Source organism: Filimonas zeae, from assembly GCF_014641615.1.
Taxonomy (GTDB): Bacteria; Bacteroidota; Bacteroidia; order Chitinophagales; family Chitinophagaceae; genus Filimonas; species Filimonas zeae.
Window position 1 is genome coordinate 968,518 of sequence record NZ_BMIB01000004.1, and the last position, 21,385, is coordinate 989,902.

Sequence of the window (21,385 nt, forward strand, 5' to 3'; positions counted from 1 at the left end):
GCAATACCGTTCGCCGGTATGCAGCAAAATAATCAGCCAACAAAAATCCACAAAATCCAGCCACTTTTGGTCTGATAAGGAAAGGTAAAGTTGCGAGGCGGAAGTCAAGGAATAGCTGTCTGGTACTAGTTATTAATGCCGGATTGCCGGTAGCGCCCCGGCATTAATAGTATGACGACAGTAAGAAAGAAGACTATTTCTTCTTCTTATGACGGTTTTTTCTCAGTCTTTTCTTGCGTTTGTGTGTCGCGATCTTATGACGTTTTCTCTTTTTACCACAAGGCATACTCAAATAAGTTTTTAGTTATACAAATTCAAATGAACATTTATCGCTCAAGCGTTTTTATGCGCTCTGCTATATCTTTTTTTGCTTCCGGCAAAGGCACCACTTTCTGAATTTTCTTATACCAGATTACGGCGTTTACCTTATCTCCCTTTCTTTCATATGCTTCAGCCAGGTGAAACAACGCTTCCAGGTTGTCCGGTTGCTTATTTGCAATGATTGTAAAACGCTCAATGGCCTTATCAAACTGGCCACTTTTCATGCCACCCAACCCCAGAATCATTTGAGCGTATAAGTTGTCAGGATTTTTTTGTGCTACCTCTCTCACTTTCAGAATGCCCTCCATAGGGTTATCTGATACATTACCAAACATATAGCACGCTCCTAACCCCACTGTTAATGAGTCGTTGGAAGGATTCAGCTTCAATGCCTGCTCAAACAATTCTTTCGCCTGCAATCCTAACCATTGCTGAATGGCCGGGCTCTCCTGCTCCGCCATCAGCTCGTCTAACAACAAATGGGCAGCAAAGGTGATGCTTTTTTCAGAATTTTCCAATTTAGCGGCCTGAGCATGGTAATAAAGCTCCAGAACATGTACGTGCACACTATCGCCCCAGAAGTGGGCCAGCTTACGGTAAGCCTCCATTTGTTGGGGTTGTGTACCGCCGGCAGCAACACTGCTCTCCAGCTGGGTAATGTACTGTAATTGGGTAGTATTCAATGTTTTCTTAGCCTGGGCAAGCAGCGTGTCTGTAGTGATAACACGACTAGCCGGGGCGGCCCCGGCATCGCTGTTAGTATTGGTTACGGACTTATTATCTTCAGAAGAACATCCCGAAAAAAACACAAGAACAAATAATACAAGCGTACCGCCTGTAATAAACAAAACTTTTTTCATCCGCACGAAGTTACTCTTCCTTGCGCATTTGCTTCACCTCGTTAACGAATTCTTTAGAAGGCTTAAAGGCCGGAATAAAATGCTCCGGAATTTCAACTGCAACGTTTTTCTTAATGTTACGGCCTATTTTAGCTGCCCGTTTCTTAGTGATAAAACTGCCGAATCCGCGGATATAAATGTTTTCTCCTTTGGAAAGGTTTTCCTTAATTTCTTTCAGCATGGTTTCCAAGGTTACTAAAACATCTACCTTAGGGATGCCCGTTTTATCTGAGATATTGTTGATCAGGTCGGACTTTCTCATTTTGGTTCGTTTATTCTTGTTTAGTCGAATCTAAAATAAGACCAAAAACGCAGATATCGAAAGAAAAATGCAGATTTTTTAAAAGATGTTGGGGGTTGAATGGCAAATATTTGGAATATTTATGATGCTTTATAAGAAATTTACTGCCTCTTTAATGGAGTGGCACCTTACTCAAAACAACCGGCAGATGCCCTGGAAAGGGGAAAAAGATCCCTACAAAATCTGGTTAAGCGAGGTTATTTTGCAGCAAACACGCGTAGAACAGGGGCGTACGTATTACGAAAACTTCACCAGTAAATACCCCACCGTTGCACAACTGGCAGCCGCCCCCGATGAGCAGGTATTTAAATTGTGGGAGGGATTGGGCTATTATAACCGTTGCAAAAATTTATTATTTACTGCCCGCACCATTGTAAATCAGTACAATGGCGTGTTTCCCGATACCTATACTGATATTGTAGCTCTCAAAGGCATTGGCCCGTACACAGCCGCCGCTATTGCATCTTTTGCCTTTAACCTGCCTTATGCTGTAGTAGATGGTAACGTATACAGGGTACTAGCCCGCTTTTTTAATATAGACACGCCTACCGATAGCACAGAAGGCAAAGCACTGTTTACAGAACTGGCCAATGAAGTGCTGGATAAAAAAATGCCCGGCGCTTTTAACCAGGCTATTATGGATTTTGGAGCCACCATTTGCAAACCCATGGCCCCCGCCTGTTCCGTTTGTCCACTCCAAACCGCCTGTAATGCCCGCAAACATGGCCGGGTAAACATGCTGCCGGTAAAAAATAAAATACTGCAGAAGAAAACAAGGCATTTTACCTGGTTTATACTTAACGCACAAAATAAAACGCTGATACATAAACGCGGCGCAGGAGATATATGGGAAAACCTGCATGAGTTTTACCTGGTAGAAAGTACCGAAAAAACCACGTGGACCAGAGCCGCTGTTGAACAATGGTGCCGCGATCAGTTGGGAGAGTCTGCACCCGACATACTTTCTATCAGCGGCATTCTATCGCAACAGCTGACACATCAAACCATTAAAGCGCAGTTTATTGAGGTAAACCTGCCGCAGATACCCGCCCCCCTCAAAGAATTTAACTGGGTAAGCCGCAGCCGTATGCAGGAGCTGGCCTTTCCCCGTCTGGTGAATATGTGGCTTGACCCTAAAAAAAGGGATAGTCTTTTGTTTTAAATGTTTCTGGCATGGATTTTTTCATAGTTTTTTCTTATTTTTCATTTAGAAACATATCTGAGACAACGTAACGTATTACAATAACAGGCGATTAATAAACTCAATTGTATGAGAGGAGTTAACAGAGTAATGCTGATAGGTAACCTGGGAAAAGATCCGGATGTACAGTACCTGGAAGGAAATATTGCAGTAGCCAAATTCCCGTTGGCTACAACAGAAACATATAAAGACAGAGCCGGCAAACTCATTTCGCAAACTGAATGGCATACCGTTGTATTATGGAGGGGCCTTGCCGAACTGGCGCAGAAATACCTGCACAAAGGCAGCCTTATTTATGTGGAAGGACGCCTGCGCACCCGCAGCTGGGAAGATAAAGACAACAACAAAAAATTCGCTACCGAAATAGTAGGCGACAACCTGATTATGCTGGATAAACGCAGCGATCATGGCGCTTACCCTTCTTCCGGAGTATCAGATCAGATAGAAGGCTTTAGTAATGAGGACATTCCACCTTCTTCACTGGGATCGGATCCGTCGGAGGGATTGCCATTTTAAATATCTTTGTACGTTCTAAAACATACACATGGTGGCTGTTCCGCTGACTGTTACATCGTTTTTTCGTACCGGATGGATACTGGCAGCCCACATAGACACACAGGCTACTACCGTATTGGTAATACTGCTGGTGTTGCTGCTGGGCTTTTCCTTTGCTATTTCAGGCGCTGAAGTTGCTTTTTTTTCGCTTACAGGTAAAGACATTAATCTGCTTAAAACCAAGCAGCAACCGTCGTATAAACGTATTATAGACCTGCTGGAAAACCCACGCCAGTTGCTGGCCAGTTTTATTATATCTAACTGTATAGCCAATATTGCCATCATTATCATAACCAATATTCTTATTGATGATCTGGTAATACTGGATCATGAACTGGTTTGGGTGCACTTTTTAATTAAAATAGCATCTGTTACCTTGTTACTGCTGTTATTTTGCGAGGTTATGCCCAAAGTAATGGCCACCCAAAACAACATACGTTTTGCTAAAGACGTGGGCTTTCTGGTAGAAACCACCGGTTATGCAGTAAACTGGCTGTCTAATATTGCTATTAAGTACCTGAACATTACCGACCATAAGCTTACTGACAGAAACGATTACGCCATGCAGGAGCTGGATGAGGCTATTGACAAAAGCTCAGGCGAAGCCACTTCTGAAAAAGAAAAAAGCATATTAAAGGGCATTGCCAAGTTTGGTAACATTACCGTAAAGCAGGTAATGAAAACCCGTATAGATGTAAGCGGTATTGAACTCAACACCAGCTTTCAGGCACTGATTGCACAGGTAGAAGACCTGCACTACAGCCGCCTGCCCGTTTACAAAGAAAATCTGGATGAGGTTACCGGTATTATCAATACTAAAGACCTGCTGCCCTATCTGGACAGCCCGGCCGATTTTGACTGGCATTTTCTGATGCGTCAGCCGCTGTTTGTACACGAACAGAAAATGATTGAAGACCTGCTGAAAGAATTTCAGGCCAAACGCATTCACATAGCCGTAGTAGTAGATGAATTCGGAGGCACCAGTGGTATTGTAACGCTGGAAGATATTCTGGAAGAGGTAATCGGCGATATTAAGGATGAATTTGATGAGGAGGAAGAAGCCGCCTTTACTAAAATAGACGACCGCACTTATATTTTCGACGGCAAAACCATGATTTACGATGTATGTAAAGCCCTGGCGCTGCCCCTTACCACTTTTGACCAGGTAAAAGGCGATAGCGACTCCCTTGCGGGTCTGGTATTGGAACTGGCAGGAGAAATACCTAAACAGGGACAGGTAATTAACAGCGGCGATTTTGATTTTACCGTAATGCAGATAGAGAAAAACAGGCTACAGAAAGTGAAAGTGGCCATACGCCCTGTGGTGTAATGCGCTTTCCCTTAGTTTTACACCATGAAATTTTTGTCAGTTGTTCTGGTAGCTGTAATGGCTTTATGGAGTTGCAATTCCCCTTATACGCCCAGGCCCAAAGGCTATTTTAAAATAGATTTTCCGGCCAAAACCTATAAGACGTTCAACGAACCCGGCTACCCCTACTCTTTTGAATATCCCGCTTACGCACAAATATCCAGAGATACTTCGTTTTTCGGGGCTGCCCCGGAAAATCCGTGGTGGGTAAATATTGACTTTCCGCAGTTTAACAGCAGGCTGTATGTGAGTTACAAAACCATAGGCAGCTACCAGCTGGAAAAGCTGATAGGCGATGCTTTTAATATGACGGGCAAACACACCGTAAAAGCCAATTCTATTGATGATTCGCTGATGGTTACCCCCAATAATATTCACGGTATGTTTTTTAAAGTGGGGGGCGATGTAGCCACAGCCAACCAGTTTTTTCTTACCGACTCCACCCGTCATTTTTTGCGTGGTGCGCTGTATTTTGATGCCACGCCTAACCAGGATTCGCTGCTGCCGGTAAACAACTTTCTGGTAGATGACATGCGGCACATGATAAATACCTTCCGCTGGAAATAAACTACCTTTGCCCCATGATAGCGATAGATAATGTACTGATCAGTGATGAGGTGGTAGAGGAGCAGTTTGTATGCGATCTTACCAGGTGTAAAGGAGGCTGCTGCGAAGATGGCGACGCCGGTGCTCCGCTGTTACAGAGCGAGCTGGATTATCTGAAAGATTATTACGATGTGGTTTTGCCATACATGACGCCGGAAGGTATTTCGGAGAACGAAAAACAGGGCAAATTCATTTACGATAAACATTTTGGCTGGGTAACCCCTACCATTAAAGGTGAAATGTGCACCTACGCCTTCCGCGACACCGAAGGGGTTATTAAATGCGGCATTGAGCAGGCTTACCTGGATGGCAAAATTCCCTGGAAAAAGCCCATCAGCTGTCACCTGTTTCCCATTAAAATAAGCCATAGCGAGGTGGATCCTTCTATGGAGTACATGAACTACGAGCCGCGGGAAGACCTTTGCAAGGCCGCCTGCAAACTGGGTAAAAAGCTGAAGGTTCCGGCTTATGTTTTTTTGAAAGAAGCCATTACACGCCATTACGGTGAGGAGTTTTACCAAACGCTGGACCAGACTGCCCAGTATATGAAAGAACAAAAAGCGTAACCACCGCCAAAACCGGAACTACTTTTGCACAGTTCCGGCTTTTACCAAACGAAACATATGAAGGAAACTGCAGCCAGCTTTATAGCCAAGAGTACCGTACGTGCCGCCGATCTGGAACACAGGCGCAAAATTAATTTTAATATTGGCCGGTACAATGCTGCAGTTCCGCAGGGTAAAACCCAGTTTTCTAACGTAATGCAGGCCCGCGAAAACGCGAAAAACCTGAAATGGCGCGCTATAGAAACGCTGGACCAGCAACTGGAAGCATTTGAAAAAAACATTACCGCCCGCGGCGCCAAAGTAATATGGGCCGAAGACACTGCCGAAGCTTTATACGAAATAGGCCGCATTTGCAACGCCAAACAGTGCCGTACCGTAGTAAAAAGCAAAAGCATGGTTACAGAAGAAATTCACCTGAACCATTTTCTGGAGCAGCAGGGCATTGAAAGTATAGAAACCGACCTGGGCGAATATATTCAGCAACTGGATGGCGAACCGCCTTACCACATTGTAACCCCTGCCATGCACAAAAGCAAGGAAGATGTGGCCCGCCTGTTTGCCGATAAACTGGGCGTAGCACCCGGCTTAAGCCCCGAACAGCTTACACTGATTGCCCGCCAGAAACTGCGGGATAAATACATTGAAGCAGAAGTAGGTGTAACCGGTGCCAACTTTATAATTGCCGATACCGGTGCCATAGCCATAACTGAAAATGAGGGCAATGCCCGCCTTAGCTGTGCATGGCCCAAAACACATATTGTAATTGTAGGTATAGAAAAGGTAATACCTTCTCTGCAGGATCTGGCCTTATTCTGGCCCCTGCTTTCTACCTACGGCACAGGGCAGAAAGTAACCGCTTACAATACCATTGTAGCCGGCCCACGCCAACCCGGCGAAACAGACGGCCCCGAAGAAATGTATGTAATACTGCTGGATAACGGCCGCACCAACCTGCTGCAAAACCCCGCCACCCGCGAAGCACTGTACTGCATTCGTTGCGGAGCCTGCTTAAACGCCTGCCCTGTTTACAAAAACATTGGTGGCCACAGCTACGAAACTACCTACAGCGGCCCTATAGGCAAGGTTATTACCCCGCACCTGCGTGGAATGAACGATTACAAGCACCTCAGCTACGCCAGCAGCTTATGTGGCAACTGCACAGAGGTTTGTCCCGTACGTATTAATCTGCATGAGCTGTTACTGGAAAACCGGCACGAAGCCGTAGAAAACGGCAATAGCACCCTGGCAGAACGCATAGCCTGGAAAATGTGGAAGCAGGCCAGCCTGAACCGCAAAATGATGAACCTGGCCAACGGCAACCTCAAAAACAAGGTGGTAAACAAAATATTCAAAGGCTGGACGCAGCACCGCAGCGAACTTCACTTCAGCCCCAAAACCTTCAACGAAATGTGGCGCGAAAAACACAGCGCCGCTAAATAATTATCTCTGTTTCAGCAGGTTCAAGTTATTATAGCGGCAGGCATTGCCTTTTACCGCAACGATTTTTCTGCACTTTCCGGCGATTTTACATTGCTCATCGGGTGCTGGTGAGGGCTCACCATTACTCGATGAGTGCTCACCAGCACTCCGTGAGGGCTCACCACGACTCGATGAGTGCTCACCAGCACTCCGTGAGGACTCACCACGGCTCGATGAGCCCTCACCATGACTCCGTGAGGGCTCATCATGTCTCGATGAGCGCTCATCAGCATTCCGTGAGTGCTCACCATGTCTCGATGAGCCCTCACCAGCACTCCATGAGGGCTCACCACGTCTCCATGAGCGCTCACCAGCACTCCGTGAGGGCTCACCACGTCTCGATGAGCCCTCACCACAGCTTCGTGAGCACTGCTGAAAGAAACGACAGATCGCCTCCGGGGATTAAGCGACCGTTGCTATGTATTAACTGAGCGGTGAATAATAGCAGTAAATCTCAAAAGCAGGAATACGTTTAGCGCCACGGGCAGAAATGCTATAAAATAAAGAAGGGCATTTCATGGTTAGTGAAATGCCCTTGTTATTACTTAACCGGCACAAGGCCGGCGATAAAATCCTAATGTCTGAAATGTCTCATACCGGTGATAATCATAGCCAGATTGTTGGTTACCGTATACTCAATGCTATCCTTATCGCGGATAGAGCCGCCGGGCTGAATAAAAGCAACAACACCTGCTTCATGCGCTATCTGCACACAATCATTGAAAGGGAAAAATGCGTCTGAAGCCAGTACAGCACCCGCTAAATCGAAGTTGAACTGCTTCGCTTTTTCAATGGCGTGGCGCAGGGCATCTATACGGCTGGTTTGTCCGCAGCCTTTACCTACCAGTTGCTTGTTTTTAACCAGTGCAATAGCATTACTTTTCAGGTGCTTACATACCAGATTCGCAAAAGTGAGGTCTTCTTTTTCCGCATCAGTAGCATAGCGGCCACCTACTTCTTTCCACTCAGCAAAGTTGCCTTCGTCATTATCCTGAGACAGTACGCCGTTTAATAAGGTTTTATGTTGGGTTTGTGCTTTGGCACCTTTTTTCAGTTCCAGCAGAATTCTGTTCTTCTTGCTTTTTAATACTTCCAATGCGTCTGCATCAAAAGCCGGGGCAATTAATACTTCAAAGAAAATTTCGTTGATGGCTTCAGCAGTGGCTTTATCAACCGTGCCGTTGGTTACCAGTACACCACCGAAGGCGCTTTCAGTATCACCGGCGTGTGCAGCATCCCATGCTTCTTTAACAGTTTTGCGGGCAGATACACCACATACGTTGGTGTGCTTGATAATAGCAAACACAGTATCGCCGCCGGCAAATTCGCCAATCAGCTGTACGGCAGCATCTACATCCACCAGGTTATTATAAGACAGTTCCTTACCGTTCAGCTGGGTAAACAGCTGGGTAAGATCGCCATAGAAAGTAGCTTTCTGGTGCGGGTTTTCGCCGTAGCGTAACACCTGCTTACCATTGTTGGCACTGTTAGAGTGTACGGTAGCGCCGGGGTTAAAGTAATTGCTGATAGCAATATCGTAGTTCATTACTACTTCAAATGCTTTTGCAGCAAAGGCTTTGCGCTGCTCCAGTGAGGTTTCGCCTGCCTGTTTTTTCAGCATTTCTTCCAGCACCGCATAGTCATCTTTAGCGGCTATTACCACCAGATCTTTAAAGTTCTTGGCAGCAGCGCGGATCATAGAAGGACCGCCGATATCTATTTTTTCAATAATTGCTTTTTCTTCCGAAGTGTTACGCAGGGTTTCTTCAAACGGATACAGATCTACAATTACCAGATCAATTTCCGGAATGTTGTACTGCTTCATTTCTGCCAGATCCTGTGCTTCGTATCTGCGGCCCAGAATACCACCAAATACCGCAGGGTGCAGGGTTTTTACACGTCCGCCCAGTATAGACGGGTAAGTGGTAAGGCTTTCAACCGCCACGCAGGGAATTCCAAGGTCTTCAATAAATTTCTGGGTGCCACCGGTGGTATAGATGGTAATACCTAAACGGTTTAATTCTTTTACAATGGGTTCCAAACCATCTTTGTAGAAAACAGAGATTAGTGCAGACTGGATTTTCTTTTGCATGATTCTATTGTGTTTAAAGCTCCATTACAAACGCCCCATCCTGAGGCACAGAATGAAAGCGCAAATGTAGGCCGTTGCACGCTTTTTTCCATTTTTCTATTTTCCACACAGGGTTACTGCTGTCAAAAACCACCTGGTTACAGCCAAATAACTGCGTCAGTTCAGCCACCTGCGCCCCGGCTTCGTTGCCTAATACCAGCACATCTACCGCTGCCAACCTGGCCTTTGCCGCCGGTGCATTGGCAACTGTGGATACAGGCGCTGTTACAACCCGTGCATTTGCTGCTGTGGGTACCAGCGCTGTTGTAACCAGTGCAATTTTTTTACCTGCGAATGTAAATACAGGTATTGCCGAAAGCGCCGCTGCACGGGCGCAACCGCCCACACGCCAGCAGGTATGTGCCGGTACAATATGCCGCGTATACAGTTCTCTGTTCTGCCAAACCACAGCATCGCCCGCCAGGTAGCTGCGCGTACCGGTTATAAAATCCAACGCCGTAGCAGAGGGAATATTATATACTACAAACCTTTTCTGGCTGCGGCTTTGCCACAAACCAATACCATCTATAACAAGCACTGCGGCCAGCATACCTGCCCCGGCCATCCACCCTGCCTTTTTCCGTAGCCACACACTGTAGCAAATACTTAGTATACCCGCTATCATTAAGGCCACCTGCCAGTCATTGAATGCCACTGCACCTGTAGTAGCTGCCGGCATAACCACCACCTGCTTTACCACCACATTCATAGCTGCAATGCACCAGGCAACCAGCTTACCCGTTAACGCAGCCAGCCATGGCCACCAATATACAGCCAGCATAACCATAGCGGCATACAATGCAATACCCGATAATGGCACTATAAAAAGATTGGATAGCACAAAGAACACGGGAAACTGATGAAAATGATACAGCACTACCGGCAAAGCCAGCACCTGTGCTGCCAACGTTAGTGCCGTAAGCTGCCATATATAGTCCAGCATACGGTTTTGCCATATCATGCACTGGTACAGGGGTTGGTAAAAAAGCATTACACCGGCAACGGCTGCATAGGAAAGCTGAAAACCAATATCCCACAAACAAAAAGGATGATGCACCAGTAGCAGAAAAGCAGAAGCTGCCAGGTTATTAAAAGCATTATGGCGTTTGTAAAAAGCCTGCCCCAATACTATTACAGAAAACATAACAGCACTGCGGGTAATAGATGGCACCGCACCCGCCAGCCCTGTAAACAACCATAGCACCAGCAGGGTAATAATAACGTGTACCCATCGCAATTGCCTGTGCGGCTTTAACCGCTTTAACACTACACACAACAACCCGTAAATCATTGCCAGGTGCATGCCGCTGATAGCTATTACATGCACCACGCCAGCTGCCGCATAATCAGTAAGCAATTCGCGGTCAAGCTCATCCCGGTAACCTATCAGCAGGGCAGCTGCCACACCGGCAAGCTGTTTATCGGCAATGTACCGGTGTATATTATCCAGCACCGCCTGCCGCGCGTTTGCCAGTATACGCTGATAGGCAGGCAGCGCCTGCACACCCACCAGCTGATAATCTTTGGTGCGGAGGTATGCCTGATGAAAAATGTGTTGGCGGGCGCAATACGCAGCATAGTTAAACCCACCCGGATTATTAAAACTACTTACGCCCTGCAATGCCTTGCTGCTGATTAACTGCGTACCGGGTACAGGTGGTGGCACAGTATCTTTTTGAAAATACAGTAAAAGCTTTGCTGTAACAGGCATCCATTGGCCATTTATCTGCATTGCCTGCACCTGTGCCATTACACGCCACGATGCAGGCCTGCTTACCGGGGGCTCTGTTACCTGCATCAGCAACGGCATACCCTGCTGATAAGTATGGCCCAGCCAGGCAGGATGATTGCGGATGCTTTGCAGCCACACACCCGCCGCGCCCGTTACCACCAGCATGCCCGAAAGCACAATACCCTGTACCCACCGGAAACGGTATTGAAAACCCACGGGCAGCAACAACCATGCAGCCCATATAACAGAAAGCAGTATTGCGCCTGCCAGCAACAAGCGGGCAGGGCAAGGACAATAGTTTTGCAGCAGTATACCGGCAATAAAGGCCAGCAGAATACGGCCGAAAGGAATTTGCCGTAAAGCAGGCAGCAGGTTATCCATATATAGCAAACAGCGGTTTAAACAGGTTATAAAAACAAAAACCACTGCCGTTGCCGGCAGTGGTTTTACCAAAGGATATTTTACAAAGAAGGCTTAGGCCGTTACCGGGCTGGCCTGTAATACTTTTTGAATTGCGGCTACCATTTTAGCGCCTTTATCTGCAATCTGCTCTTCTGTCCACAGCAGGCTGATGCTGGTTGAAATGCAGCGGCTGATAATAGCATCGCTGGCAGAGAAATCCTGCGCTTGCAGCTTTTGTAATGCAGCTGTTTGTTCAGGACTTACAGGCTGTAAGCTTTTCACCTCTTTCAAATGATCCCACTTGCGTACATAGTGCCAGTTATTATCGAACCAATAAAAGTTGCCGGGTAAAATGCCCTGCGCCTTCATTTCAGCAACTACTGCTTTGGTAAGTGCTTCTGTTGGCAGAAACCAGCTGATAAAGGAACAGCTATCACCACTTTCATCAGGAATAACGCGGAAGCTTACTTCCGGAATAGCTGCCAGCATGCTTTTCAGCTGTGTATGGTTTTTCTTTTGGGTAGCCAGGAAGCCCTGTACTTTTCTTATCTGCGCCAGACCTACTGCTGCATGCAATTCGCTGATGCGATAGTTGGTACCTATAAAAGGATGAAGATCTGCACCACGGTCTACGCCCAAATGGTCGTGACCATGATCGGTATAGCCATCCAGTTTGGTATATAAAGCTTCATCATTAGTCATTACCACACCGCCCTCGCCGCAGGTAATGGTTTTTACAAAGTCGAAAGAAAAAGTTCCTGCATGGCCAATGGTACCTACAGATTTGCCCTTGTAAGTAGCGCCAATGCTCTGGCAGGCATCTTCCAGTAAAATCAGTTTATGTTCATCGCATATCTGCTTCAGCTCATCCAGTCTGGCCATGCTGCCACACATATGAACCGGCATAATGCATTTGGTTTTGGGGGTAATAGCCTTACGCACTGCTTCAATATCCAGGGTAAGTGTTTCGTCAATATCTACCAGCACAGGAACAGCCCCTACACTTAATACCGCCTCAAAGCTGGCCACAAAAGTAAAAGAAGGCATAATAATTTCATCGCCATAACCTATACCCAGCACTGCCATAGCAGCAGATAACGCGGTGGTACCGCTGGAGGTAAGCTGCGCATATTTGCTGCCAAAGGTTTCGCAAATGGCTGCTTCCAGCTCTTTGGCTTTCCAGTTGCCCTTACGGGGACCATCAAAGCCATAACGCATAATGATACCGGTTTCCAGTACATCATTTACTTCTTTTCTTTCTTCTGCGCCAAATAATTCGTATCCAGGCATAGTATATAAATTGACAATTTTAATTGAGGGAAAGCAAAGTTATCATTATTTCGGAATCACCCACCCCTTAGGTGTTTTTATAAACTGCACCACGTTGCTGATATCACTTTCGTTATTATTCCAGCCCAGTGCGCTAACGGCTACATAACAATTATCCCAGTCCGCCGGTATATCGTTGGCAAAAATGTTAAAGCTTATGCCCCCACCTTTAATGTTATTTACCATCATACGGGGTTGCTTACCCAATACCGCGGGTGTATTACTAAAATACACCACCATACTTTTTATGGATGCGGTAGTATCTGCCAGCTGTGCAGTTATTTTAAGAAAGGGATTGGCTGCATATTGCGGCTCGTTTTCACCTGCGTTTACAATAGCAGGTTTGGCGGGTGCCACGCTGTCAATCCACTTCATGGGAGGAATAATTGCAGGAAATTTATAATATCTGGTACGCAGGCTATCATTCCAGCCATTGGCATTGCTTTCGAAGGTTTTGCTGCTGAAGTAAATACTGCCCTGCACGTTATCGTACTGGCGCAGCAGATCAATCTGATCAGGAATCTGGTGCTTATTGCGCCAGGCAGCATTGGTGCCTGCGCGGTAAATACCATGGCCTATGTACAAATGTTTGCCGTAGGTGTGTGTGCTCCACCAGTCCAGCAAGGTTTCATAATCGCACAGTTTGTGATCAATTTCCCAGTACAGCTGAGGGGTTACATAATCAATCCAGCCCTTTTTCAGCCACAACAGTATATCGGCATATAAATCGTCGTAGTTGCTGAGGCCTGCTCTGGTTTCACTGCCTTCCGGGTCTTTGCTTTTATTACGCCATACGCCAAACGGGCTGATGCCGAATTTCACCTCCGGGTTTTCTTCCCGGATGGCCTGGTGCAGGCGTACAATAATGCTGTCACAGTTGCTTCTGCGCCAGTCAGCTTTGTTAAGTCCGGCAGGATTGTATTTGCGGAAAGAAGCATTATCAGGAAATTCTTTTCCGTCAATAGGATAAGGATAAAAGTAATCATCCATATGTACGGCATCTATTTCGTAGCGGGTAACCAGATCGCGTACAATACCCTCTACGTGATCAATTACTTCCGGACGTCCCGGATCGAAGTATTTGATAGTACCGTAGGTAATAAACCAATCGGGATGCTGGCGGGTGATATGATCCTGCGCTACAGAAGATTTGCCCACATGAAACACAGCACGGTATGGGTTTAGCCAGGCATGAAACTCCATACCCCGCTGGTGCGTTTCTTCAATCATAAAAGCCAGGGGGTCGTACAGGGGAGCAGGCGCCTGCCCCTGCCTGCCGCTCAGATACTCGCTCCAGGGCTCAAAGCCAGACGGGTAAAAAGCATCTGCGGCCGGACGCACCTGCAAAACAATAGCATTCATACCATTGCGCTGGTGCATATCCAGTATGCGGATAAATTCTGCTTTCTGCTGCGCTACGGACAAGCCTTTGCGGCTGGGCCAGTCAATATTTTCTACAGTGGCAATCCAAACACCTCTGAACTCGTACTTAGGGGAATACTGCGCAAAGCCGGTTACAATATTCATGGCCAGCAAAACACATATAAGAATACTCTTATGCTTCATACGGCGAAGATAACCGTATTGATTAGCTAAACCGTAACGGCGCTTCTCATTTTATCTAATAAGGTGTTAAGTTCCTCTGCCTCCCGGGAAGAGAGTGTGGAAGATACCATATAGTCAAGCTCATCGTTACGTGCATCCAGCCTTTCCAGCAGCTCCAGGCCTTTTTCGCTGATGGTAATGTCTACCAGGCGTTTATCGGTAGAACAAACTTTTTTATCCACCAGGCCCTTCAGCAGCAGACGGTCTACAATACGGCTGGTATCGCTCATTTTATCCAGCATGCGCTCCCGTATCTGTAGCGTACTCAGTGGCTTTGTGCTGCCCCTGAGAATACGCATAATGTTGTATTGCTGGGGGGTAATATCTTCCGGCTCCAGAAAGCGCTTCTGGTTTTCAGTTATCCATCCGGCAGAGTACAGAATGTTTACCATAACCTTCTGATACTCGTTACGAAAGCGGGGTTGCTGTATAGCAGTGTCTATGTTCATAAAAGGTACTTGTTTCGGTTAACGAACAATATAAAAATATGTAAGTTTTTTATTCTTCCCACACCGTAAGCCCTTCGCTGCAATTGGCGCAAATATCTATATTCTTTCTGCTGGCCATTAACTCCTGTCTGAACTGTTTGTAGTTATCGTTATTCCACACCTGCTTAAAAGATTGCGTGCGTAAGTTGCCCAACCGGTGCATAGCATCTTTATCAAAACAACAGGGAACCACCAGCCCATCCCATGTAATCACATTGGCATGCCACAGCTTCCAGCAATGATTACTCAGGCCGCTTTTGATGGTCATTTTGCCTGCTTTGTTTTTACGGTAACGGCTGAATTTGTCTATTGAGGGAATGAGTTGATTGGGATCGTTTTCATAGTCGTACACCTGCGCCGTTTTAAAACGTACCTGGTCTACCCCTATTTCTTTGGCCAGCTGCTTAATTTCTTCAATCTGGTGCTCGTTAGGCTTTACTACCAGAAACTGAAAAAACACAAACGGCTTTTTGCTTTTAAGCTCCTTTTTCCATTTTACAATATTGCGGGCGCCTTCCAGCACTTTATCCAGCTTGCCACCTACCCGGTATTGCTGATATACATCCTGCGTAGTACCGTCTATGGAAATAATCAGCCTGTCTAACCCGCTTTCCACGGTTTTACGGGCCTTTTCATCTGTAAGATAATGCGCATTGGTGGATGTAGCGGTATAAATACCCTTATCGTGGGCATATTTTACCATATCCAGAAAATCGGGGTTCAGAAAAGGCTCACCCTGAAAATAGAAAATAAGGTATAACAGCTCCTTATAAATATCATCGATAGTTTCGCGGAAAAAGTCTTTTTTAAGCATGCCGGTAGGGCGGGTAAACTCCCGCAGGCCACTGGGGCATTCCGGACAACGCAGGTTACAGGAAGTAGTAGGCTCAAAAGAAACAGAAACCGGATACCCCCACTGAACAGGCTTACGCGCCAGCTTACTAACCTGATAACTGGAGTAAACACGGGCAGCATTCCAAACTCTCTTTGGAGTAAGTTTGGACAGAAGGTTAACGCTATCGTTGAAATTAAAGTAAGGCATGATATGTTTGTAAAAGTATGGCAAAAAATAAAAAGCAGGCAAAATCAGGTAAATGGCGGGTAATTACTGTTCTTTTTGTTGCCTCAGCCCTATCCTTTGCAGCCTGGTGGTTTATTGATTTATGGAACGCAGAGCAGGGCTTCGAACATTATGCCAACTTTGGTATTGACATACCCAGGGGTTATGAAGTACACGGCATTGATGTAAGCAAGTACCAGGGCAATATTAAATGGCAGGATGTAAAGCGCATGCGTGTACGCGATGTGCATATACAATTTGCTTTTATAAAAGCCACAGAAGGCCTGGGTAATGTGGACAGGAAATTTAAACGCAACTGGCAAAACGCGCAGGAGGCAGGTATGCCCCGGGGCGCCTACCATTTTTTTCTGCCCACCAAAAGCGGCAAAATTCAGGCGCAGCATTTTATTAACACCGTAAAACTACAGGCCGGCGATCTGCCTCCGGTACTGGATATAGAACATTTATACAATGTACGCCCCGAAGCCATGCGCCGGGAAGTGAAAATATGGCTGGATATGGTGGAGCAGGCTTATGGGGTTACCCCCATCCTTTACACCTATGTAAACTTTTACAGCAACTATCTGGGAAAGGAATTTGACCAATACCCACTTTGGGTGGCCCATTATATGCAGCCCCAGCGCCCGCGGATAGACAGGGACTGGCTTTTCTGGCAACACAACGAAACCGGGTTGGTAAATGGTATACGTACCCGGGTAGATTTTAATGTGTTTAACGGCGACTCTACAGAGTTTAGCAGGTTGCTGATTAACTAACTGCTATGGTCTGCTATAATTTTCCACTGCCCTTTAATGCAGCGGAAGAGCAGGGTAAAATGCCCTCCTATATCGCCTATAGTACGTTGTAGATGCCATTTGCCTACCAGAAAAACATATTCGGAAGAGAGGATGCGGGTTTCCAGAATATCAAAATGCAGCTTGCCCATGGCAGCCGTATCCGGATAGCCTTTTTTGTAATTGGCCAGCGTAACTGCCCAGCCGTGCTTTACGCCTGACTTACCAATAAACAACAGGCTATCGCTGTTCCAGTATGGTTGCATAAAAGCTTCCAGATCGCCTTTATTCCAGGCATCTGACTGCTGTGCCAGTAACTGGCGTATAGCCACTCCGGCTTTCGTTTGCTTCTGGGAAAAGGCAGCTGTGGTGCTACCCAGTAATAAAAGGGCAATTAGTAGTTTCATACTTTCAAACCTACGTAAAAAAGCAGAGTATACTAACTGCCCATTGGTGTTTGCCTTACGGCGTCTATTCAAAGCCAGGTGTTTTCCGGTTACTTTTTTTCCATTGCCGCGCTGTGCCCCCATCCATTTTTACTATGCGCGGATAAAAGCGACCAACGGCAGTAACCAGTTGCTTTTGCGCATTCATTACGTCTTCGATGTTTTTATAGGCAAACGGCGCTTCGTCCAGCCCGCCACCCAGCAGCTTTACACCATGCTTTTGTAACTCTGCATTCAATGCATGCTGCGTGATGGATTCCATAGCAACGGAACGACTCATTTTACGCCCGGCACCATGTGATGCCGAGCAAATGGCAGCCTGCTGCCCCAGCCCTTTTACAATAAAACCCGGAGCAGTAACAGAGCCTGGAATAATGCCCAGCACATCCTTTCCTGCAGGCGTGGCCCCCTTGCGGTGCACCACTACTTCGCGGCCTTCGTGCATTTCCTTCCAGGCAAAATTGTGGTGGTTTTCAACGGTACGCAACGGCTTTCTTCCCAGCTGCCTGGCCAGCTTAGCGTGTATTACATCGTGACAGGCCTTGGCATAATCGCCCGCCAGGTTCATAGCTATCCAATATTCTATGCCTTCCTCTTCATTCAATGTAAACCATGCGAGGTTTTGTGCTGATGAAGGCAGCAGACGTTTTTCGCGCGCCAGCTGTGTGTAGTGTGTGGCAATAGTAGCCCCCATGCCGCGTGAGCCGGAGTGGGATAACAACGCCAGATATTTACCGGGAGGAACAGCCAGCACAGAATCTGCCTCCTCAATTACCACCTCACCAAATTCTACAAAGTGATTACCCGAGCCGGAACTGCCTAACTGCCGGGCTGCTTTAGACTGTAACTGCCTTAGCAAAGCAATGTCTTTAAACGCCGGGCTATCTAATACCTCATGCTCACCGCCCTGCTCAAACTCACGTCCTGCACCAAACAAGGTACTTTCGTGAAGGGCTTTGGTAAAGAACTGCTGTTTTTGTGTAAGCTCTTTTACATCTATATCAAAAATGCTGAGGCACATACGGCAACCAATATCAACCCCTACCCCATAAGGAATAACCGCATTATCCGTTGCCAGCACCCCGCCAATGGGTAACCCGTACCCTGCATGCGCATCGGGCATGAGGGCACCGGCAACCGCCACGGGCAACTGCATAGCCCCGTTCATTTGCTTAATAGCCAGTTCTTCTATAAAAGAAACGCCAAACACGTTATAGGGAATGCCCGCTTCGCGCAGCACTTCTTCAAACCTGGGTACCGGTTGCTCTTCTATCAGTTCATTGGCTATTTTACATAACACATCATTCGCCGCAAAGTCATTAGGAGATTGCAGTACCGATTTTAATATATCCAGCGCCACCTCTTTGGAAGCATGCTTATAATGCTTTTCCATTACCTGCATAGCTATGCTTACCACCGGCCCTTCATCATACCCCAGGGCCCTTATTTCTTTTGCTTTTAATTGCAATTTTGCCATTTTACTTTTCTTATGCAGTATGCAGCGTACGCTGGCTTCTGAAGCCGAGTACCTGCACCTGCTTCTTCTCAAATTCAGGTTCATGCTGGTTACTTATTTCAGCAACCGTCATTGGTGTGTTAATTACTCTGTCAAATCCCAGATGATTGCTTAAACGCTGTGCTTTTTCAATACTGAGCTTTCCAAACTCATACCGGGCAATCAATCTTCCCTTTCGCATCAACGCACTATCTACCATAGTAAGCGGGCTGTTAAACGTGCATATCAGCTGCACGTTCAGAAAATCGGCCATCAGCCCATCGGATATATTCAGCAGATTGGAAACCGCAGAACTTTGGTTAGAACTTCTGTCCATAATAACATTCTCTGCGTCTTCAATAATAACAATGGTATTGGGGTTATCAATCAGCAGATCCATAAAACCCGGCCCCATTAAATTACTTACCACGTTGGGTGACAGAAACAGCACCCGCTTTTTCAACTTGCCTATCAGGTAACGCAGATAAGTAGTTTTACCTGTGCCTGGTACTCCATGCAGCAGTACTATGCCTTTGTCATTCTTTTTATTCAAACGACTTCTTATCAGCTCATCCACTTCTTTAAAATCATCTTCATAAAAAAGATCCAGATTCAGCTTTGTGCGCTTTATCTCCATGGCTTTCAAATCCAGATCGCCACCACCACCTACAATAAGATTTATTTCAAGGGGCTCACGTTTCTGCCGTTCTTTAAACCTTACAGCCATAGCCTCTATCTCTGCCAGAAAAGCCATCTGGTCACTGGCATGCAGTATATCACAATACCCGGAACCAAACTGCACAATGCAGTTGTTAGAAAGTACCAACACCGTTATTCCGGACTGAAAAACTTTCTGCTGCTGCTTATACCAGCGCTGTTTGTATTCATGCTTAATAAGTGCTGCAAATTTTTCTCTGAATAGCTGTATTGCCCTCCCATCATCTATACCGCTGAAGTTGGCTACACTGGGTAATGTGTTAAAGCAAAAAAGGTACAATGCATTAACATCCAGAAAATAGTCATCAAATATTTTATTGGCATCTATTACTTTGCCTTCATATAAGTTGTTCATTACTTACAATTGATTGTGAATAGTAAACCTTGAGGTTTGAGTAAAAGATGGGGAGTTGCCTCGCCCATCTCTCGTTTTTCAGGGTTTATTTTTGGGTTACAAAAACCAGTGTTCATCATCCGGCTTACACATTTCTGCTACCATAAAAGCCGGAGTTGCCTATCCTTACCACTTAGAAAGCTAAGCAGACCAATCCTTACTATCTCCCCCCAGAGTTATCGGGAATACAGGAAAGCAACTCCCGGTCTTTTACATTCATTTCATTACTACCGGTTGTATACAATTTAGTTACGGCACACAACTCCCCTCCTCCGCATTCAGGGAGTGTAGCACCTTAACAGCCTCCAAACAATAATGTATTTCATTACATAATAATGCAACCTTACTGCTGCATTACAGACAACAGCGTACCTGTATAATTTTGACTGGCCTGCCAAAACCATACATCCATTGGGTTATATGGAATTATTATGTAACTGACTGCGGGAGGAAAACAAAAAGCCCCGCTTTTTATTGCGGGGCCTCGTATAATCAGTTATAATTCTAACCTAACTAAACGCATTACAAGCCCCGCAAATAGCCACTCCCAGAGGACTGAACCATTTTTGAGTTATATGTAGATTAATGCGTAACATTTTTATTCGTTTTTGATGATGCAAAGCTGTGATTATTTTTTTACACCACAAAGCAATCTGTTAAAAATATTTTTAATTTATTACAGGGTAAGTCTGGCCACATACTGATCGTAGTCATCTTCAAAAAGCAATTCAACTTTCCAGCCCTCTTCTGTAGCCACTGTTTCCAGCAACTGCCTGTCTATATACAACCACTTAAACCAATCCGTTTTTTCTTTCCGGTATTCATACTGATAAGCAATTTCTCCATAATAAGCTCCAGCAGGAATATTCCCCTCATATAAATAAGCTATATCTGACGAATCGAATAACAACTGCCCGCCCGGCGCCAGCAATAGCTTCAGGTGCTGCAGCAATTTACGTAACCCATCTACTGTACCAGCCAGCCCTATTCCGTTCATCAGCATCAGCAAAGTATCGTAGGAGCCACTTTGCAGTTCATAAATATCTTTTAGCAACGCCTGTTTTACGCCTCTCGTTTCCATTACTGCTACTGCCCCGGGCGATACATCCATAGCAGTTACCTCTAATCCTTTCTTCTGCAGGTACAGCGCATGACTGCCCGCACCGGCACCAATATCCAGCACATGCCCGCGGCACAGCTCTAACACAGCTAACTCCAGCTCGGGCATCTGTTCTTCCTTTCTGAAGTACACATTTACCGGCATCTCTTCTTTAGCACCATACTTATTATGAATCCACAGTTTACCAGTCTGCAGTTGCTGATAATGATCGCGCAGGGCATTACCCAAAACATCTTTCATGCGGCAAAGTTACCTGCTTGCGGGTTTTGTACATCATAACCTTTTGATTATGCAAAATTTACCGGTAAATAAATGCTATAGCATACATGTATTACCGCTAACTTACAAGGTTGAAATACCAATAGATATTAAAGT

At 46.0% G+C, this 21,385-nt stretch carries 19 protein-coding genes; 7 read left to right on the top strand and 12 right to left on the bottom strand.

Features of this window, described 5'->3' with window-relative positions; translation table 11 throughout:
* Positions 1-326: 326 nt before the first annotated feature.
* Together IEY13_RS22435 and IEY13_RS22440 are read right to left on the bottom strand one after the other, a co-directional pair.
* Complete coding sequence (locus tag IEY13_RS22435) at positions 327-1,181, bottom strand: tetratricopeptide repeat protein (RefSeq protein ID WP_229687965.1); 855 nt, start codon at positions 1,179-1,181, stop codon at positions 327-329.
* Between the two features lie 10 nt (positions 1,182-1,191).
* Positions 1,192-1,482: an HU family DNA-binding protein gene (locus IEY13_RS22440; RefSeq protein WP_116735569.1), complete on the bottom strand. Its 291-nt coding sequence runs from the start codon at positions 1,480-1,482 to the stop codon at positions 1,192-1,194.
* A gap of 121 nt (positions 1,483-1,603) precedes the next feature.
* Between IEY13_RS22440 and mutY the strand changes: the two genes are divergently transcribed.
* The 6 genes from mutY to IEY13_RS22470 all read left to right on the top strand — a co-directional run bounded on the left by mutY (position 1,604) and on the right by IEY13_RS22470 (position 7,258).
* A complete protein-coding gene (gene mutY, locus IEY13_RS22445) occupies positions 1,604-2,683 on the top strand; it encodes an A/G-specific adenine glycosylase (protein WP_229687966.1) in 1,080 nt (359 codons plus the stop codon).
* 108 nt (positions 2,684-2,791) lie between these two features.
* Positions 2,792-3,238 (top strand): single-stranded DNA-binding protein, encoded by a 447-nt coding sequence (locus IEY13_RS22450; RefSeq protein WP_188956452.1) that lies wholly within the window; start codon positions 2,792-2,794, stop codon positions 3,236-3,238.
* 28 nt (positions 3,239-3,266) lie between these two features.
* On the top strand, positions 3,267-4,607 hold the full coding sequence (gene gldE, locus IEY13_RS22455) for a gliding motility-associated protein GldE (RefSeq protein ID WP_188956454.1): 1,341 nt from the start codon (positions 3,267-3,269) through the stop codon (positions 4,605-4,607).
* A gap of 24 nt (positions 4,608-4,631) precedes the next feature.
* Complete coding sequence (gene gldD / locus IEY13_RS22460) at positions 4,632-5,213, top strand: gliding motility lipoprotein GldD (protein WP_188956456.1); 582 nt, start codon at positions 4,632-4,634, stop codon at positions 5,211-5,213.
* Positions 5,214-5,227: 14 nt separating this feature from the next.
* A complete protein-coding gene (locus IEY13_RS22465) occupies positions 5,228-5,818 on the top strand; it encodes a DUF3109 family protein (protein ID WP_188956458.1) in 591 nt (196 codons plus the stop codon).
* Positions 5,819-5,875: 57 nt separating this feature from the next.
* On the top strand, positions 5,876-7,258 hold the full coding sequence (locus IEY13_RS22470) for a LutB/LldF family L-lactate oxidation iron-sulfur protein (protein WP_188956459.1): 1,383 nt from the start codon (positions 5,876-5,878) through the stop codon (positions 7,256-7,258).
* Between the two features lie 613 nt (positions 7,259-7,871).
* Here the strand turns inward: IEY13_RS22470 and purH are convergent.
* The 6 genes from purH to IEY13_RS22500 form a co-directional block, all read right to left on the bottom strand.
* A complete protein-coding gene (gene purH, locus IEY13_RS22475) occupies positions 7,872-9,389 on the bottom strand; it encodes a bifunctional phosphoribosylaminoimidazolecarboxamide formyltransferase/IMP cyclohydrolase (RefSeq protein ID WP_188956461.1) in 1,518 nt (505 codons plus the stop codon).
* A gap of 13 nt (positions 9,390-9,402) precedes the next feature.
* Positions 9,403-11,541 carry a ComEC/Rec2 family competence protein gene (locus IEY13_RS22480; RefSeq protein ID WP_188956463.1) on the bottom strand — a complete coding sequence of 713 codons (2,139 nt, stop codon included), beginning with the start codon at positions 11,539-11,541 and terminating at the stop codon, positions 9,403-9,405.
* 93 nt (positions 11,542-11,634) lie between these two features.
* Positions 11,635-12,852, bottom strand: coding sequence for a DegT/DnrJ/EryC1/StrS family aminotransferase (locus IEY13_RS22485; protein ID WP_188956465.1), 1,218 nt, complete (start codon positions 12,850-12,852; stop codon positions 11,635-11,637).
* Positions 12,853-12,897: 45 nt separating this feature from the next.
* Positions 12,898-14,457, bottom strand: coding sequence for a glycoside hydrolase family 10-like protein (locus tag IEY13_RS22490; protein ID WP_188956467.1), 1,560 nt, complete (start codon positions 14,455-14,457; stop codon positions 12,898-12,900).
* A 26-nt stretch (positions 14,458-14,483) separates the two neighbouring features.
* Positions 14,484-14,945, bottom strand: coding sequence for a MarR family winged helix-turn-helix transcriptional regulator (locus IEY13_RS22495; protein WP_188956469.1), 462 nt, complete (start codon positions 14,943-14,945; stop codon positions 14,484-14,486).
* Positions 14,946-14,994: 49 nt separating this feature from the next.
* Entirely contained in the window at positions 14,995-16,026 is a 1,032-nt protein-coding gene (locus tag IEY13_RS22500; RefSeq protein WP_188956471.1) for a radical SAM/SPASM domain-containing protein, read from the bottom strand.
* A 17-nt stretch (positions 16,027-16,043) separates the two neighbouring features.
* Here IEY13_RS22500 and IEY13_RS22505 point away from each other — a divergent pair, with 17 nt between their 5' ends.
* Entirely contained in the window at positions 16,044-16,820 is a 777-nt protein-coding gene (locus tag IEY13_RS22505; RefSeq protein WP_188956473.1) for a glycoside hydrolase family 25 protein, read from the top strand.
* Here the strand turns inward: IEY13_RS22505 and IEY13_RS22510 are convergent.
* The 4 genes from IEY13_RS22510 to IEY13_RS22525 form a co-directional block, all read right to left on the bottom strand.
* The gene (locus IEY13_RS22510; RefSeq protein WP_188956475.1) at positions 16,817-17,245 is read right to left on the bottom strand and encodes a YybH family protein; all 429 of its coding nucleotides are present in this window, start codon (positions 17,243-17,245) and stop codon (positions 16,817-16,819) included. The genes IEY13_RS22505 and IEY13_RS22510 overlap by 4 nt on opposite strands.
* A gap of 64 nt (positions 17,246-17,309) precedes the next feature.
* Positions 17,310-18,761 carry an RtcB family protein gene (locus IEY13_RS22515; protein WP_188956477.1) on the bottom strand — a complete coding sequence of 484 codons (1,452 nt, stop codon included), beginning with the start codon at positions 18,759-18,761 and terminating at the stop codon, positions 17,310-17,312.
* 10 nt (positions 18,762-18,771) lie between these two features.
* A complete protein-coding gene (locus tag IEY13_RS22520; protein WP_188956479.1) occupies positions 18,772-19,851 on the bottom strand; it encodes an AAA family ATPase in 1,080 nt (359 codons plus the stop codon).
* A 715-nt stretch (positions 19,852-20,566) separates the two neighbouring features.
* Positions 20,567-21,250: a class I SAM-dependent methyltransferase gene (locus tag IEY13_RS22525; RefSeq protein ID WP_188956481.1), complete on the bottom strand. Its 684-nt coding sequence runs from the start codon at positions 21,248-21,250 to the stop codon at positions 20,567-20,569.
* Positions 21,251-21,385 lie beyond the last annotated feature (135 nt).

What these genes read in the sequence shown, in the direction of transcription:
- IEY13_RS22435 (WP_229687965.1), bottom strand. Translation starts at nt 1,181, where the DNA reads ATGAAAAAAGTTTTGTTTATTACAGGCGGTACGCTTGTATTATTTGTT.
- IEY13_RS22440 (WP_116735569.1), bottom strand. Translation starts at nt 1,482, where the DNA reads ATGAGAAAGTCCGACCTGATCAACAATATCTCAGATAAAACGGGCATC.
- mutY (WP_229687966.1), top strand. Translation starts at nt 1,604, where the DNA reads ATGATGCTTTATAAGAAATTTACTGCCTCTTTAATGGAGTGGCACCTT.
- IEY13_RS22450 (WP_188956452.1), top strand. Translation starts at nt 2,792, where the DNA reads ATGAGAGGAGTTAACAGAGTAATGCTGATAGGTAACCTGGGAAAAGAT.
- gldE (WP_188956454.1), top strand. Translation starts at nt 3,267, where the DNA reads ATGGTGGCTGTTCCGCTGACTGTTACATCGTTTTTTCGTACCGGATGG.
- gldD (WP_188956456.1), top strand. Translation starts at nt 4,632, where the DNA reads ATGAAATTTTTGTCAGTTGTTCTGGTAGCTGTAATGGCTTTATGGAGT.
- IEY13_RS22465 (WP_188956458.1), top strand. Translation starts at nt 5,228, where the DNA reads ATGATAGCGATAGATAATGTACTGATCAGTGATGAGGTGGTAGAGGAG.
- IEY13_RS22470 (WP_188956459.1), top strand. Translation starts at nt 5,876, where the DNA reads ATGAAGGAAACTGCAGCCAGCTTTATAGCCAAGAGTACCGTACGTGCC.
- purH (WP_188956461.1), bottom strand. Translation starts at nt 9,389, where the DNA reads ATGCAAAAGAAAATCCAGTCTGCACTAATCTCTGTTTTCTACAAAGAT.
- IEY13_RS22480 (WP_188956463.1), bottom strand. Translation starts at nt 11,541, where the DNA reads ATGGATAACCTGCTGCCTGCTTTACGGCAAATTCCTTTCGGCCGTATT.
- IEY13_RS22485 (WP_188956465.1), bottom strand. Translation starts at nt 12,852, where the DNA reads ATGCCTGGATACGAATTATTTGGCGCAGAAGAAAGAAAAGAAGTAAAT.
- IEY13_RS22490 (WP_188956467.1), bottom strand. Translation starts at nt 14,457, where the DNA reads ATGAAGCATAAGAGTATTCTTATATGTGTTTTGCTGGCCATGAATATT.
- IEY13_RS22495 (WP_188956469.1), bottom strand. Translation starts at nt 14,945, where the DNA reads ATGAACATAGACACTGCTATACAGCAACCCCGCTTTCGTAACGAGTAT.
- IEY13_RS22500 (WP_188956471.1), bottom strand. Translation starts at nt 16,026, where the DNA reads ATGCCTTACTTTAATTTCAACGATAGCGTTAACCTTCTGTCCAAACTT.
- IEY13_RS22505 (WP_188956473.1), top strand. Translation starts at nt 16,044, where the DNA reads ATGGCAAAAAATAAAAAGCAGGCAAAATCAGGTAAATGGCGGGTAATT.
- IEY13_RS22510 (WP_188956475.1), bottom strand. Translation starts at nt 17,245, where the DNA reads ATGAAACTACTAATTGCCCTTTTATTACTGGGTAGCACCACAGCTGCC.
- IEY13_RS22515 (WP_188956477.1), bottom strand. Translation starts at nt 18,761, where the DNA reads ATGGCAAAATTGCAATTAAAAGCAAAAGAAATAAGGGCCCTGGGGTAT.
- IEY13_RS22520 (WP_188956479.1), bottom strand. Translation starts at nt 19,851, where the DNA reads ATGAACAACTTATATGAAGGCAAAGTAATAGATGCCAATAAAATATTT.
- IEY13_RS22525 (WP_188956481.1), bottom strand. Translation starts at nt 21,250, where the DNA reads ATGAAAGATGTTTTGGGTAATGCCCTGCGCGATCATTATCAGCAACTG.